The following is a 13,223-nucleotide window of genomic DNA, read 5'->3' as shown; positions in this document are numbered from 1 at the left end:
CGTTCTGACGCGCAGCGGCTGGGAGAGACGCCAAAGGCTGCCATCTCCACCCATCGACACACGCCGCAAACGCATAAAATGGCAGGCTTGCTAAGAAGGACTCGCCCCATGGCCCGCACGCTTTACGACAAGATTTTTGACGAACACGTCGTCCACACCGAAGAAGACGGCACCGCCGTCCTCTACATCGACCGCCACCTGGTCCATGAAGTCACCAGCCCCCAGGCCTTTGAAGGCATCCGCCAGGCGGGTCGCAAAGTCTGGCGCGTCAGCTCCATCGTCGCCACCGCCGACCACAACACCCCCACCACCGGCTGGGAGCTGGGCTACGACGGCATCACCGACCCGATCAGCAAGGAACAGATCACCACGCTGGACGCGAACATCGCCGAATTCGGCTCGGCCGCCTTCTTCCCCTTCATGTCCAAGCGCCAGGGCATCGTGCACGTGATCGGCCCGGAAAACGGCGCCACCCTGCCCGGCATGACCGTGGTCTGCGGCGACTCGCACACCTCGACTCACGGCGCCTTTGGCGCACTGGCCCACGGCATCGGCACTTCCGAGGTCGAGCACGTCATGGCCACCCAGACCCTGCTGGCCAAAAAGGCCCAGAACATGCTGGTCAAGGTCGAGGGCCAGGTGGCCCCCGGCGTGACCGCCAAGGACATCGTGCTGGCCATCATTGGCAAAATCGGCACCGCTGGCGGCACCGGCTACACCATCGAGTTTGCCGGCAGCGCCATCCGCGCCCTGAGCATGGAAGGCCGCATGACGGTGTGCAACATGGCCATCGAAGCCGGTGCCCGCGCCGGGCTGGTGGCGGTGGACGACAAGACCATCGACTACGTCAAGGGTCGCCTGCTCTCGCCCACGGGCGTGGAATGGGACCAGGCCGTGACCTACTGGAAAACACTGCACTCCGACGACGGCGCCAAGTTCGACGCCGTGGTGGAACTGGACGCCACCCAAATCGTGCCGCAAGTCACTTGGGGCACCTCGCCCGAGATGGTGCTGGGCATTGACGGCACCGTGCCCGACCCCGACAAGGAAAAAGACGACGTCAAGCGCGGTGCCATCGAGCGCGCCCTGACCTACATGGCGCTGCAACCGGGCAAAGCCGTGAGCGACATCACCGTGGACAAAATTTTCATCGGCTCGTGCACCAACAGCCGCATCGAAGACATGCGCGAGGCCGCCGCCGTGGTCAAAAAGCTCGGCCAGAAAGTGGCCAAGAACGTCAAACTGGCCATGGTCGTGCCCGGCTCAGGTCTGGTCAAAGCCCAAGCCGAAGCCGAAGGCCTGCACGAGATTTTCAAGGCCGCTGGCTTTGAGTGGCGCGAGCCCGGCTGCTCGATGTGCCTGGCCATGAACGCCGACCGCCTGGAGCCCGGAGAACGCTGCGCTTCCACCAGCAACCGCAACTTCGAAGGCCGTCAAGGCGCCGGGGGCCGCACCCACTTGGTCAGCCCCGCCATGGCCGCTGCCGCCGCCATCCACGGCCACTTTGTGGACGTGCGCAAATTCGCTTAAAGGGTTACAGACATGCAGAAATTCACCCTTCACAAAGGCCTGGTGGCCCCGATGGACCGCGCCAACGTGGACACCGACGCCATCATCCCCAAGCAGTTCCTCAAATCCATCCGCAAGACCGGCTTTGGCCCCAACCTGTTCGATGAGTGGCGTTATCTGGACCAGCCCGGCCAACCCGGCGTGCCCGAAAGCGACCGCAAACCCAACCCGGACTTCGTGCTCAACCAGCCGCGTTACAAGGGTGCCAGCATCCTGCTGGCCCGCAAGAACTTCGGCTGCGGCTCCAGCCGCGAACACGCGCCCTGGGCGATTGATCAGTACGGTTTCCGTGCCATCATCGCGCCCAGCTTTGCCGACATCTTCTTCAACAACTGCTTCAAGAACGGCCTGCTGCCCATCGTGCTGCCCGAGTCCACCGTGGACCAGCTGTTCAACGAAGTCGCAGCCTTCCCCGGCTACGAACTGACCATCGACCTGGAACGTCAGGTCATCGTGCGCCCGCAAGGCGAAGAGATCCCGTTTGACGTGATCCCTTTCCGCAAATACTGCCTGCTCAACGGCTTTGACGACATCGGCCTGACTTTGCGCCATGCCGACAAAATCAAGGCTTTTGAAGCCGAACGACTGGCGACCAAGCCCTGGTTGGCGCACATGGCTTAAATGGGGTAATGGGACCTTAATTGGGGTATTCATTAAGCTGAATACCCCATTTTTTCGGATAGCATTCCCCCAATATCTTATTTTTGAATGCTATTGAATGCACTCCCTGCTACCCGAATACCTTGCCAAGCTTCGCTTTGGTGCGCAGCAGTTAGCAACGCTGCGCGCATTGGGGGAATACAGAGGCAAGCAGCAGCTATTTGTCGCTCAATCACCCGAGGTTTTGGGTGGTCTGCAGCAAGTCGCAGTGGTCGAATCCACCGAGTCGTCGAACCGCCTGGAGGGCGTAGTGGTGGCGGCCCATCGACTCAAGTCCTTGGTGCTCAAGAACGCCACGCCACAAAGCCGTTCCGAGCAGGAGGTAGCAGGTTACTGCGACGCCTTGGGTCTGATCCACGAAAGCGGCGAACAAATGCCGTTTTCGGAAGGTACTGTGCTGCAACTGCACAGTATGCTGTACCGCTACATGCCACAGCCGGGTGGGCACTGGAAGGCGACCAACAACGACATCATCGAGCGCCACCCCGATGGCACCTCTCGCATTCGTTTCCGACCCGTGGCCGCGCACCTGACGCCCATGGCCATGGCGGATTTGATGGCGCGCTATCGCTTGGCGTTAGATCAACACATGGCAGACCCCTTGGTGCTCGTGCCGTTGACCATCCTCGACTTCCTGTGTATTCACCCTTTCCCAGATGGCAATGGCCGCATGGCGCGACTGCTGACCCTGCAGTTGCTCTACCACTTTGACTACGCCGTGGGCCGCTTCATCAGCCTGGAACGCATCTTCGAAGAAACAAAAGAGAGCTACTACGAAACGCTGGAGGCCAGCTCGCAAGGCTGGCACGAGGGTGAGCACAACATTGCCCCTTGGCTGGACTATTTTTGGGGTGCTCTGCTGCGCGCCTACAAAGAGTTTGAAGAACGTGTGGGCACCATCGAGCGTGGACGCGGCACCAAGGGCGACCGTGTGCGTGCAGAAATCCTCAAACGCCAGCTACCCTTCTCTATCACCGACATCGAAGAAGCCTGCCCCGGCATCAGCCGCGATACCGTCAGACTGGTGCTACGTGCCATGAAAGCTGAGGGGCTGATTGCACCCATGGGCAAAGGCCGAAGCGCCAAGTGGGCGCAAGTCCAAGCGGAGGGAAAGAGCTGAATGCACCCAGTGCTGACACCACACCAAAGCTAGTACTACGCGTGGTTGCTGACTCATCGAACAGCGGGGGATTCAGTCGAGTCGCTCGCCTCCACCTTGGTAGACTAGCAAGTCGATCTGAACCCGCATCAGGTTGAGGTTGAGGCAGCGGCAGCATCGCGCTGGTGTAAACATGCATCTGACTACACGGCATCAGTGGGTAGCAAACCTTGGCGCTACTTGCTTGAGCAGTACGATGACGTTGCAGAATCAAAGCGGCTGACCGACTTCTTGCAGTTTGAAGTGAAATTCACACCATCCGCTTGATGTGGAGTCCACCTAAAATAATGATTTGCTCCCAACACTCTTATTCTCTTGCGAGCGTGCTCGCCTCTCAACATGAAAATCGCAGTCCTCCCCGGTGATGGCATCGGCACAGAAATCGTCGCCGAAGCTGTCAAAGTCCTGAACGCCCTCGACCTGAAGTTCGAGATGGAATCCGCTTTGGTCGGCGGCGCAGCGTTTGATGCGCACGGCCACCCACTGCCCGAATCCACGCTCAAGTTGGCCATGGACGCCGACGCGGTGCTGTTCGGCGCCGTGGGCGACTGGAAATACGACACCCTGGACCGCCCACTGCGCCCCGAGCAGGCCATCCTGGGCCTGCGCAAGAACCTGGGGCTGTTTGCCAACTTCCGTCCCGCCATTTGCTATGAGCAGCTGGTGGGCGCGTCCAGCCTCAAGCCCGAGCTGATCGCGGGCCTGGATATCCTGATCATCCGCGAGCTGACCGGTGACATCTATTTCGGCCAGCCGCGCGGCCGCCGCGTGGCCACCGATGGCCACTTCCCCGGCGCCGAAGAAGCGTTTGACACCATGCGCTATTCCAAGCCCGAGATCGAGCGCATCGCCCATGTGGCCTTCCAGGCCGCCCGCAAGCGCAACAAAAAGGTCACCAGCGTGGACAAGGCCAACGTGCTCGAAACCTTCCAGTTCTGGAAGGACGTGGTCACCGAAGTGCACGCCCAATACCCCGACGTGGAACTGCAGCACATGTACGTCGACAACGCCGCCATGCAGCTGGTCAAGGCGCCCAAGGCTTTTGACGTGGTCGTGACCGGCAACATGTTCGGCGACATCCTGTCCGACGAGGCCTCGATGCTGACCGGCTCGATCGGCATGCTGCCTTCGGCCAGCCTGAACACGAAAAATCAGGGCCTGTACGAGCCCAGCCACGGCAGCGCCCCCGACATCGCGGGCAAAGGCGTGGCCAACCCGCTGGCCACCATCCTGTCTGCGGCCATGATGCTGCGCTTCTCGCTCAACCAGCCCGAAGCTGCGGCCCGCATCGAAGCGGCCGTGCAAAAAGTGCTGGCCCAGGGCCTGCGCACGCCCGACATCTACAGCGAAGGCACGACCAAGGTCGGCACCGCGCAGATGGGCGACGCTGTGGTCAAGGCGCTGTAAGGGCGGGCCAAGCCTTTCCTTTACAATCTGCACCCATGTTTGCCGCACGCCTGTTCACGCCGAATCTTGCTGTCACCACCACGGTGGCCGTTGGCGTGCGCGCAATCTCCACCAAAACCACGACCATTAAGGGCTGAACGGCTCTGGCTTGTCGTGCGCCCAACCCGGCCAGACGAGCCGGGCAAGACAGTCAGGCGTGGCACTGTTTGAAACTTTGAAAGGGCATTGAAATGAGCAAGTTGGTAGGTTTGGTCGGCTGGCGCGGCATGGTCGGCTCGGTTCTGATGGACCGCATGGTTGCCGAGAAAGATTTTGACCTGATTGAGCCGGTCTTTTTCTCCACCTCCAACGCTGGCGGCAAAGCCCCCGCCATGGCCAAGAACGAGACTGTGCTGCAAGATGCGCACAACATCGAGGCTCTCAAGCGCTGCGACATCATCATCACCGCCCAAGGCGGCGACTACACCAGCGCAGTCTTCCCCAAGCTGCGCGCAGCTGGCTGGAACGGCCACTGGATCGACGCCGCTTCCACCCTGCGCATGGAAGGCAATGCCGTGATCGTGCTCGATCCGGTCAACATGCCCGTGATCAAGAACGCTCTGGCCAAGGGTGGTAACAACTGGGTCGGCGGCAACTGCACCGTCTCGTGCATGCTGATGGGCGTGGGCGCTCTGTACAAGGCAGGGCTCGTCGAATGGATGAGCACCCAAACCTACCAGGCTGCATCTGGCGGCGGCGCACAGCACATGCGCGAATTGCTCACGCAATACGGCACGCTCAACGCCGAAGTCAAAGCCCTGCTGGACGACCCCAAGAGCGCGATTCTGGAAATCGACCGCAAGGTGATCGCCAAGCAGCGCGCCTTGACCGGTGCCGAGACCGCCAACTTTGGGGTGCCCCTGGGTGGCTCGCTGATCCCCTGGATCGACAAAGACCTGGGCAACGGCCAATCCAAGGAAGAGTGGAAAGGCATGGCTGAGACCAACAAGATTTTGGGTCTGGGCGAAGGCTTTGGCTCTGCAGCCATTCCGGTGGACGGTTTCTGCGTGCGCGTGGGCGCCATGCGTTGTCACAGCCAGGCGCTGACCTTCAAGCTGAAAAAAGACGTGCCCGTGGCCGATATCGAGGCCATGATTGCCGCCGATAACGAGTGGGTCAAAGTGGTGCCCAACACCCGCGAAGCCACACTGCAGGACTTGACGCCTGTGGCCGTGACCGGCACGATGACCATTCCAGTGGGTCGTATCCGTAAACTGGCCATGGGCCCGGAATACGTCGGCGCGTTTACCATTGGCGATCAGCTGCTGTGGGGCGCGGCAGAACCGCTGCGCCGCATGCTGCGCATCCTGCTGGACGCATAAGCGCGCCTCAGGCCAAAGTCGTTCACATAACAAGATTCAGGGAAGTACAACATGGCCCAGAAAAGCTCAAACCACCGCATCACATGGGCTGTGAGCAGCACTGCCTTGCTCGTGCTTGCGGCCTGGAGCTTGCCTGTCCACGCTCTGAATCTGGGGCGTCTTCAAGTGTTGTCCGGCTTGGGTGATCCCCTGCATGCCGAAGTCGCGGTGGTGGACGCCACCGCGGCAGAACTGTCCGGTCTGCAAGCGCAGGTGGCACCCGCAGCCCTGTTCAGCCAGTCGGGCATGGAATTCAACCCGGCCCTGCAAGGTGCCACGGTCTCACTTCAAACACGCGAAGGATTGCCCTTCCTCGTGGTACAGGGACGCCAGCCAGTCAAGGACACCTTTCTGGATCTGATTCTTCAGGCCCAATGGAGCAATGGCGGCAAACTCAAGCGCAATTACGCTTTGCTGCTCAACAGCATCACACCGCAGCGGCAACGCACAAATGAGCCTGTCGCGGCTGCGCAATTGCCGGTGCAGACAGCCCAGCCTGCTGACAAGATGCCTGTCCCCGTACTCAACAGCGATGGCGTTCCCGTCTACAAGTTTGATGCGCCTGCAGCAGCCTCGACACCAGCTGTTTCGCCAGCGCCAGCCGTGTCGGCTCCCGCGGCACAAGTCCATAGCGCCAGCTCACGGGCCGAGGGTCCGGTAGAGGTCAACACGGGCGACACCGCTTCTGAAATTGCGGTGCGCAATTTGCCTGAGAGCGTCTCCCTGGACCAGATGCTGGTCGCAATGGCCAAAGCCAACCCTGAAGCTTTCATCGACGGCAATGTGAACCTGGTGCGCGCCGGTACGCGTCTGCGTATGCCTTCAGCCAATGATGCCCAGACCGTCTCACGCCAGGAAGCACGCCAGATCGTGCTTGCACAAACCCGCGACTTCGTCGCCTACACCCAGCGCCTGGCGCGCTCGCCCGTGCAAGTGGACCAGACCTCCACCAACGAAATGAGCGGTCGCCTGACCGCGCCGGAAGCCAGCGTCAAGGAAGCAGAAGGCAAGCCAGACCGACTGACCTTGAGCCAGGCCACCGTGAGCGATGGGCAGGAAGTGAAAATTGCCAAAGAGCAAGAAGGTCAGGACAAGCAAAAAGAGCTCGACGCCTTGCAGAAAAACATGGCCGAGTTACAGGATTTGGCCAAGAACAAGGAAACCGGCCCGGGCGTGGGCGTCAACCTGCCCCAACCCGAAGCCAAGCCCACTGAAGCCGCCCCCGATGTCAAGAGCTCCAGCAATGTGCTCGAGCAGCTCAAAAATGACCCCCGCACCATGGGCTGGGCGGCAGCACTTCTGGCGGCCATGTTCGCTTTGGCATGGTGGGTACGACGCAGCCACAAGCGTGGCCATGCAGGTGCCATGGCTTACTCCCCGTCTTATGACGATATTCCAGCCACAGCCAACACCCCACCCAGCATGGAGCCCAGCGCACCGGCCGGCATGCCTGCGGGTCTGTCCGGACTGAACCTGGACCTTAACAGTCCCCCCAATGCACCTGTGCCCGCCTCGGTGGCCCCCATGGTGATGTCAACATCGCCCACCCCGGCACAGGTGCCTGCCGCACCTGTACCGACGGCCCCCAACGACACCAGCGCCAACAAACTGCAACTGGCCCAGCAATTGTTACAACAGGGTGAAAAAGATCTGGCCCGCGCACTTTTGCTGTCAGCCATCAAGTCCAACAACCCCAGCGTGCAAACCCAGGCGCTGCAGCTGCTCAACACCCTGCAGTGAGACTGGCCCTCGGCATCAGCTACAACGGTCACGGCTACTTGGGCTGGCAAAGCCAGCCCAATGGTCAAACCATTCAGGACAAGCTTGAAGCCGCGCTGCAGGAATTCGCCACCATCCCCGTCCATACGCTTTGCGCAGGCCGCACCGACACGGGTGTGCATGGCCTGATGCAGGTGGTACATCTGGACACCGACATCGACCGTGAGCCGTTTTCGTGGGTACGCGGCACCAACCGTTTCCTGCCCCCCGACATCGCAGTGCAATGGGCGCAACCTGTGCCCGACACCTTCCATGCCAGGGCCAGTGCGGTGGCAAGACGCTACACCTACATCCTGCTGGAGTCTGCGGTGCGCCCAAGTCTTGAGCATGGCAAAGTAGGCTGGGTGTTTCGTCCGCTGGACCTGCAGGCCATGCAAAGCGCCAGCCAGCATTTGCTGGGCGAGCACGATTTCAGCTCGTTCAGGGCCAGTGGCTGCCAGGCGCTGTCGCCGGTCAAAACGCTGTACCGCATCGACATTTCGCGCCGTGGCCCCTATTGGCGCTTCGACTTCGAGGGCAGCGCGTTTCTGCACCACATGATCCGCAACATCATGGGTTGCCTGGTCTACATTGGCCAAGGGCTGCACCCGGCCAGCTGGATGGCCGAGGTGCTGGCAGCGCGCAACCGCGATGCGGCAGCGCCCACCTTCTCGCCCGATGGTCTGTATTTCGCAGGCCCCGTCTATGCGCCAGAATGGGAGCTGCCCACCGATACCCCTGCTTTTCAATGGCTGCCATGACTGCTCAGACCCGTACCCGCATCAAGATGTGCGGCTTCACCCGCGAAGCCGATGTGGACGCTGCCGTCCACGCTGGTGCCGATGCCGTGGGCTTTGTGCTCTATGACAAAAGCCCGCGCTACGTCAGCGCCGAGCGAGCCAGCGAATTGGCCGTACGCCTGCCCGCCTTTGTCACACCGGTGTTGTTGTTTGTGAATGCCAGCAGTGACGAAGTGGCTGTTGCCAGCGCCAAGGTGCCGGGTGCCACGCTGCAGTTTCATGGTGACGAAAGCGCCGAGTTTTGTGCCCAGGTGGCCCAGCGCTGTCAGCGACCGTTTTTACGGGTGGCCCGGATTCCGCAAAATCCCGCCTCCAGCTTCGACTTGGTAAAATTCGCCCAAGACAACCCACATGCCCAAGCCCTGCTGCTCGACACCCTGGTCGACGGCTACGGAGGCTCGGGCCAGAGCTTCAATTGGTCACTGCTGCCACCAAACGTCAACGCTCACCTCGTTTTGTCTGGTGGACTCACACCTGCAAACGTGGCCGATGGCATTCGCCTGCTGCGCTCGCGTGCGCGGTCTTTGGCCGTTGACGTGAGCTCGGGCATCGAAGCAGGCAAAGGCCTGAAAGATGCCGCCAAGATCCAGCAGTTTGTCGCTGCGGTTCGCGCCGCTGACAACATGCTCTCCTGAACCCCTTTCCCCTCAGGTTTTATGTACGACTACCACCAGCCCGACGCCAAGGGCCACTTTGGCATTTACGGCGGCAGCTTTGTGTCCGAAACGCTGACGCACGCCATCAACGAACTGCGTGAGGCCTACGCAAAGTACCAGCAAGACCCCGAATTCATCGCCGAATTCAAGTCCGAGCTGGCGCACTTTGTGGGCCGTCCCTCCCCCGTGTACCACGCGGCCCGCATGAGCCGCGAAGTGAGCGGTGCGCAAATCTTCTTGAAGCGTGAAGACCTCAACCACACCGGCGCGCACAAGATCAACAACACCATCGGCCAGGCGCTGCTGGCCAAACGCATGGGCAAGCCGCGCATCATTGCCGAAACCGGCGCGGGCCAGCACGGCGTGGCCACCGCCACCATCTGCGCCCGCTATGGCCTGGAGTGCGTGGTCTACATGGGCAGTGAAGACGTCAAGCGCCAAAGTCCCAACGTCTACCGCATGAAGCTGCTGGGCGCAACCGTGGTGCCGGTGGAGTCGGGCAGCAAGACGCTCAAGGACGCGCTGAACGAAGCCATGCGCGACTGGGTCGCCAATGTGGACAACACCTTCTACATCATCGGCACTGTGGCCGGCCCGCACCCCTACCCCATGATGGTGCGCGACTTCCAGAGCGTGATCGGCGAAGAATGCCTGACGCAGATGCCCGAAATGCTCAAGAGCCTGAAGATGGCCGAGCAGCAGCCCGACGCCGTGATCGCCTGCGTGGGCGGCGGCAGCAACGCGATGGGCATCTTCTACCCCTACATCGCGCACGAGAAGACGCGCCTGATCGGCGTCGAGGCCGCCGGTGAAGGCATGGATTCGGGCAAGCATTCGTGCTCGCTGCAGTGCGGCAGCCCCGGCGTGCTGCACGGCAACCGTACCTATGTGCTGCAGGACGACAACGGCCAGATCACCGAAACGCACAGCGTGAGTGCAGGTCTGGACTACCCGGGCGTCGGCCCCGAGCACGCCTTCCTCAAGGACATCGGCCGCGCCGAGTACGTGGGCATCACCGACAAGGAAGCGCTCGACGCCTTCCACTACCTGTGCCGTACCGAAGGCATCATCCCGGCGCTCGAATCGAGCCACGCCGTGGCCTACGCCATGAAACTGGCCAAAACCATGCGCCCGGACCAGTCGATTCTGGTCAACCTGTCCGGCCGTGGCGACAAGGACATTGGTACCGTGGCAGACCTGAGCCAGGCCGACTTTTACTGCCGTCCCAGCTGCCGTGGCCAGTCGGTCAAGGGCGGCGAACAGCCCGTGAATCTTGTGAAGTGAGCCAAGAGATGAGCCGCATTGACACCACCCTCTCCCAGCTCAAAGCCCAGGGCCGCAAGGCGCTGATTCCTTTCGTGACCGCAGGCTTTCCGTTCGCGGACAGCACCCCCTCGCTGATGCACGCCATGGCCGCGGCCAGCGCCGACATCATCGAGCTGGGCGTGCCTTTCTCTGACCCGTCAGCTGACGGCCCTGTGATCCAGAAAGCCGGCGACCGCGCGCTGGCCTTCGGCATTGGCCTGGTGCAGGTGCTGGACATGGTGCGCGCGTTCCGCCAGACCAACACCACCACCCCTGTGGTGCTGATGGGTTACGCCAACCCGGTCGAGCGCTACGACCAGAAGCACGGCGCGGACAGTTTCATCAAGGATGCCGCTGCTGCCGGTGTGGACGGCGTGCTGATCGTGGATTACCCGCCCGAAGAGTGCGTAGAGTTCGCCGCCAAGCTGCGCGCCCACAGCATGGACCTGATCTTTTTGCTGGCTCCGACCAGCACGGACGAGCGCATGCAGCAAGTCGCGCAAGTGGCCAGCGGCTATGTGTACTACGTCTCGCTCAAGGGCGTGACGGGGTCTGGCGCGCTGGACATCGACGCCGTGGAAGCCATGCTGCCCCGCATCCGCCAGCACGTGAGCGTGCCCGTTGGCGTGGGCTTTGGCATCCGCGACGCCGCCACGGCCAAGGCCATCAGCCGCGTCGCCGATGCGGTGGTGATCGGCTCGCGCCTGATCCAGCTGATCGAAAACGAAAGCGCCGACCAGGTCAACGCAGTGGCCGCTGACTTCCTGTCTGGTATCCGCCAGGCTTTGGACGCTTGAGCAGCGATAATCCCTCCCCAAGGAGACCCCAATGAGTTGGCTTGAAAAACTGTTGCCCCCAAAGATCGCCCACACTGACCCGGCAGATCGCCGCTCGGTACCAGAGGGTCTTTGGATCAAGTGCCCGAGCTGCGAGACGGTGCTCTACAAGCACGATCTGGAAGAAAACGTCAACGTCTGCCCCAGCTGTGGACATCACCACCGCATTGGCGCACGTGCACGCCTGAACGCTTTTCTGGACGGTGAGGGCCGCTACGAGATCGGTCAGGAAGTCGTGCCTGTGGACGCCCTCAAGTTCAAGGACAGCCGCAAGTACCCCGAGCGCCTGAAAGAAGCCATGGACAACACCGGCGAGACCGATGCGCTGGTGGTCATGGGTGGCGCCGTGCACAGCATCGAGCTGGTCGTAGCCTGCTTCGAGTTCGATTTCATGGGTGGCTCGATGGGTTCGGTGGTGGGCGAGCGTTTTGTGCGCGGTGTCGAGACCGCCATCGAGCAAAAAGTGCCTTTTGTCTGCTTCACCGCCACCGGTGGCGCCCGCATGCAGGAAGGCCTGCTCTCGCTGATGCAGATGGCCAAGACCAATGCCGCCCTGACGCGCCTGGCCAAGAAGGGCCTGCCCTACATCAGCGTGCTGACCGACCCGACCATGGGCGGTGTGTCCGCCGGTTTCGCCTTCGTGGGGGACGTGGTGATTGCCGAGCCCAAGGCACTGATCGGCTTTGCCGGTCCGCGCGTGATTGAGACCACCGTGCGCGTCAAGCTGCCCGAAGGCTTTCAGCGAGCAGAATTTTTGCAGGAAAAAGGTGCTGTGGACTTTATTTGCGACCGCCGCGAGCTGCGCTGGACCATCGCCAGCACCCTGGCCATGCTCCAGCGCCAGAGTGCGGACGCCGTCAGCTGATCAGCGCATCCAGCTGGTTTGCAGGCCTGCGAGGACCACGCCCAGGACCTGCATCAAAATCAGAAATACCCAAGCCGAAATGTCCACGCCCCCCAAGCGTGGCATACGTCTGCGCAGGAAGTCCAGAAATGGCTGTGTCAACAGGTTCAGCAAATGATAGGCCGCAGAACCCGGCTGTAACCAGGACATCAGCACATACAAAAACACCAGTGCACTCAGGGCCGACACCACCAACTGCACCAAGCCCACCACACTGACCAAAGGCAGCAAGGCCAACGCCCCCTGGGCGCCCGAAAAAGCCCACAGCATGCCGTATTGCACAACCTTGACCAGCCAGGCCCCTGCTACGCTGGCCGTATCCAGCTTACCCCAGGCCGGAATATACCGACGCAAGGGCAGCACCAGCCAATCGGTCACAGCGCAGACAAATTGTCCCAAGGGCTGACGAAAGGACACCCGTTGCCACTGCATCAGCAAACGCAACAGGCAGGCCCCCGCCACCAGACTGGCTGCGATATCCAGCAACATGGAAATCAAGTTCAAAAACATGGGGCTCCTTTCAACAACAACCTCTCATGATACCGAGCCTGCCCGGTAAAATAGAAGGTTTTGGCCCAGCCCGCAGCCAAGACCGATGCGGGACCCTAGCAAACACAAGACCATGTCCGACACCACCACTGCCCCAGCCGCGCCCCAGCAAGACGAAAACCAGCTGATTGCCGAGCGCCGCGAAAAACTCAAAGCCCTGCGCCAAGCCCAGGCTGAGGGCAAAGGCGTGGCCTTTCCCAACGACTTCAAGCCTGAGCAC

General features: G+C 61.5%; 12 protein-coding genes. 11 read left to right on the top strand and 1 reads right to left on the bottom strand.

Going from position 1 to position 13,223, the window contains the following annotated elements:
- The first annotated feature begins 108 nt into the window (after positions 1–108).
- The 11 genes from leuC to accD all read left to right on the top strand — a co-directional run bounded on the left by leuC (position 109) and on the right by accD (position 12,415).
- On the top strand, positions 109–1,530 hold the full coding sequence (gene leuC, locus AAFM15_RS01145) for a 3-isopropylmalate dehydratase large subunit (protein ID WP_341684866.1): 1,422 nt from the start codon (positions 109–111) through the stop codon (positions 1,528–1,530).
- Between the two features lie 12 nt (positions 1,531–1,542).
- Entirely contained in the window at positions 1,543–2,190 is a 648-nt protein-coding gene (gene leuD / locus AAFM15_RS01140) for a 3-isopropylmalate dehydratase small subunit (RefSeq protein WP_341684865.1), read from the top strand.
- A gap of 97 nt (positions 2,191–2,287) precedes the next feature.
- On the top strand, positions 2,288–3,349 hold the full coding sequence (locus tag AAFM15_RS01135) for a Fic family protein (RefSeq protein WP_341684864.1): 1,062 nt from the start codon (positions 2,288–2,290) through the stop codon (positions 3,347–3,349).
- Between the two features lie 378 nt (positions 3,350–3,727).
- Positions 3,728–4,795: a 3-isopropylmalate dehydrogenase gene (leuB, locus tag AAFM15_RS01130; protein ID WP_341684863.1), complete on the top strand. Its 1,068-nt coding sequence runs from the start codon at positions 3,728–3,730 to the stop codon at positions 4,793–4,795.
- A gap of 230 nt (positions 4,796–5,025) precedes the next feature.
- Positions 5,026–6,156 (top strand): aspartate-semialdehyde dehydrogenase, encoded by a 1,131-nt coding sequence (gene asd, locus AAFM15_RS01125; RefSeq protein ID WP_341684862.1) that lies wholly within the window; start codon positions 5,026–5,028, stop codon positions 6,154–6,156.
- Positions 6,157–6,207: 51 nt separating this feature from the next.
- Entirely contained in the window at positions 6,208–7,935 is a 1,728-nt protein-coding gene (locus AAFM15_RS01120) for a FimV/HubP family polar landmark protein (protein WP_341684861.1), read from the top strand.
- A complete protein-coding gene (truA, locus tag AAFM15_RS01115) occupies positions 7,932–8,714 on the top strand; it encodes a tRNA pseudouridine(38-40) synthase TruA (RefSeq protein ID WP_341684860.1) in 783 nt (260 codons plus the stop codon). The genes AAFM15_RS01120 and truA overlap by 4 nt, the downstream gene beginning before the upstream one ends.
- A complete protein-coding gene (locus AAFM15_RS01110; protein ID WP_341684859.1) occupies positions 8,711–9,388 on the top strand; it encodes a phosphoribosylanthranilate isomerase in 678 nt (225 codons plus the stop codon). Before truA ends, AAFM15_RS01110 begins: the two co-directional genes overlap by 4 nt.
- A gap of 21 nt (positions 9,389–9,409) precedes the next feature.
- Entirely contained in the window at positions 9,410–10,693 is a 1,284-nt protein-coding gene (gene trpB, locus AAFM15_RS01105) for a tryptophan synthase subunit beta (protein WP_341684858.1), read from the top strand.
- Between the two features lie 8 nt (positions 10,694–10,701).
- Positions 10,702–11,511 (top strand): tryptophan synthase subunit alpha, encoded by an 810-nt coding sequence (gene trpA / locus AAFM15_RS01100; protein WP_341684857.1) that lies wholly within the window; start codon positions 10,702–10,704, stop codon positions 11,509–11,511.
- Between the two features lie 31 nt (positions 11,512–11,542).
- A complete protein-coding gene (gene accD / locus AAFM15_RS01095; protein ID WP_341684856.1) occupies positions 11,543–12,415 on the top strand; it encodes an acetyl-CoA carboxylase, carboxyltransferase subunit beta in 873 nt (290 codons plus the stop codon).
- Here accD and AAFM15_RS01090 read toward each other — a convergent pair whose 3' ends face one another.
- On the bottom strand, positions 12,416–12,964 hold the full coding sequence (locus tag AAFM15_RS01090; protein WP_341684855.1) for a YggT family protein: 549 nt from the start codon (positions 12,962–12,964) through the stop codon (positions 12,416–12,418). It abuts the gene before it with no gap.
- Positions 12,965–13,223 lie beyond the last annotated feature (259 nt).

This window comes from Limnohabitans sp., from assembly GCF_038134685.1.
GTDB lineage: Bacteria > Pseudomonadota > Gammaproteobacteria > Burkholderiales > Burkholderiaceae_C > Limnohabitans_A.
This window is presented reverse-complemented; position numbering and strand designations above follow the sequence as displayed.

Coding starts and splice junctions, on each gene's coding strand:
- trpA (WP_341684857.1), top strand. CDS start 10,702: ATGAGCCGCATTGACACCACCCTCTCCCAGCTCAAAGCCCAGGGCCGC.
- AAFM15_RS01120 (WP_341684861.1), top strand. CDS start 6,208: ATGGCCCAGAAAAGCTCAAACCACCGCATCACATGGGCTGTGAGCAGC.
- leuC (WP_341684866.1), top strand. CDS start 109: ATGGCCCGCACGCTTTACGACAAGATTTTTGACGAACACGTCGTCCAC.
- asd (WP_341684862.1), top strand. CDS start 5,026: ATGAGCAAGTTGGTAGGTTTGGTCGGCTGGCGCGGCATGGTCGGCTCG.
- accD (WP_341684856.1), top strand. CDS start 11,543: ATGAGTTGGCTTGAAAAACTGTTGCCCCCAAAGATCGCCCACACTGAC.
- AAFM15_RS01110 (WP_341684859.1), top strand. CDS start 8,711: ATGACTGCTCAGACCCGTACCCGCATCAAGATGTGCGGCTTCACCCGC.
- trpB (WP_341684858.1), top strand. CDS start 9,410: ATGTACGACTACCACCAGCCCGACGCCAAGGGCCACTTTGGCATTTAC.
- leuB (WP_341684863.1), top strand. CDS start 3,728: ATGAAAATCGCAGTCCTCCCCGGTGATGGCATCGGCACAGAAATCGTC.
- AAFM15_RS01135 (WP_341684864.1), top strand. CDS start 2,288: ATGCACTCCCTGCTACCCGAATACCTTGCCAAGCTTCGCTTTGGTGCG.
- leuD (WP_341684865.1), top strand. CDS start 1,543: ATGCAGAAATTCACCCTTCACAAAGGCCTGGTGGCCCCGATGGACCGC.
- AAFM15_RS01090 (WP_341684855.1), bottom strand. CDS start 12,964: ATGTTTTTGAACTTGATTTCCATGTTGCTGGATATCGCAGCCAGTCTG.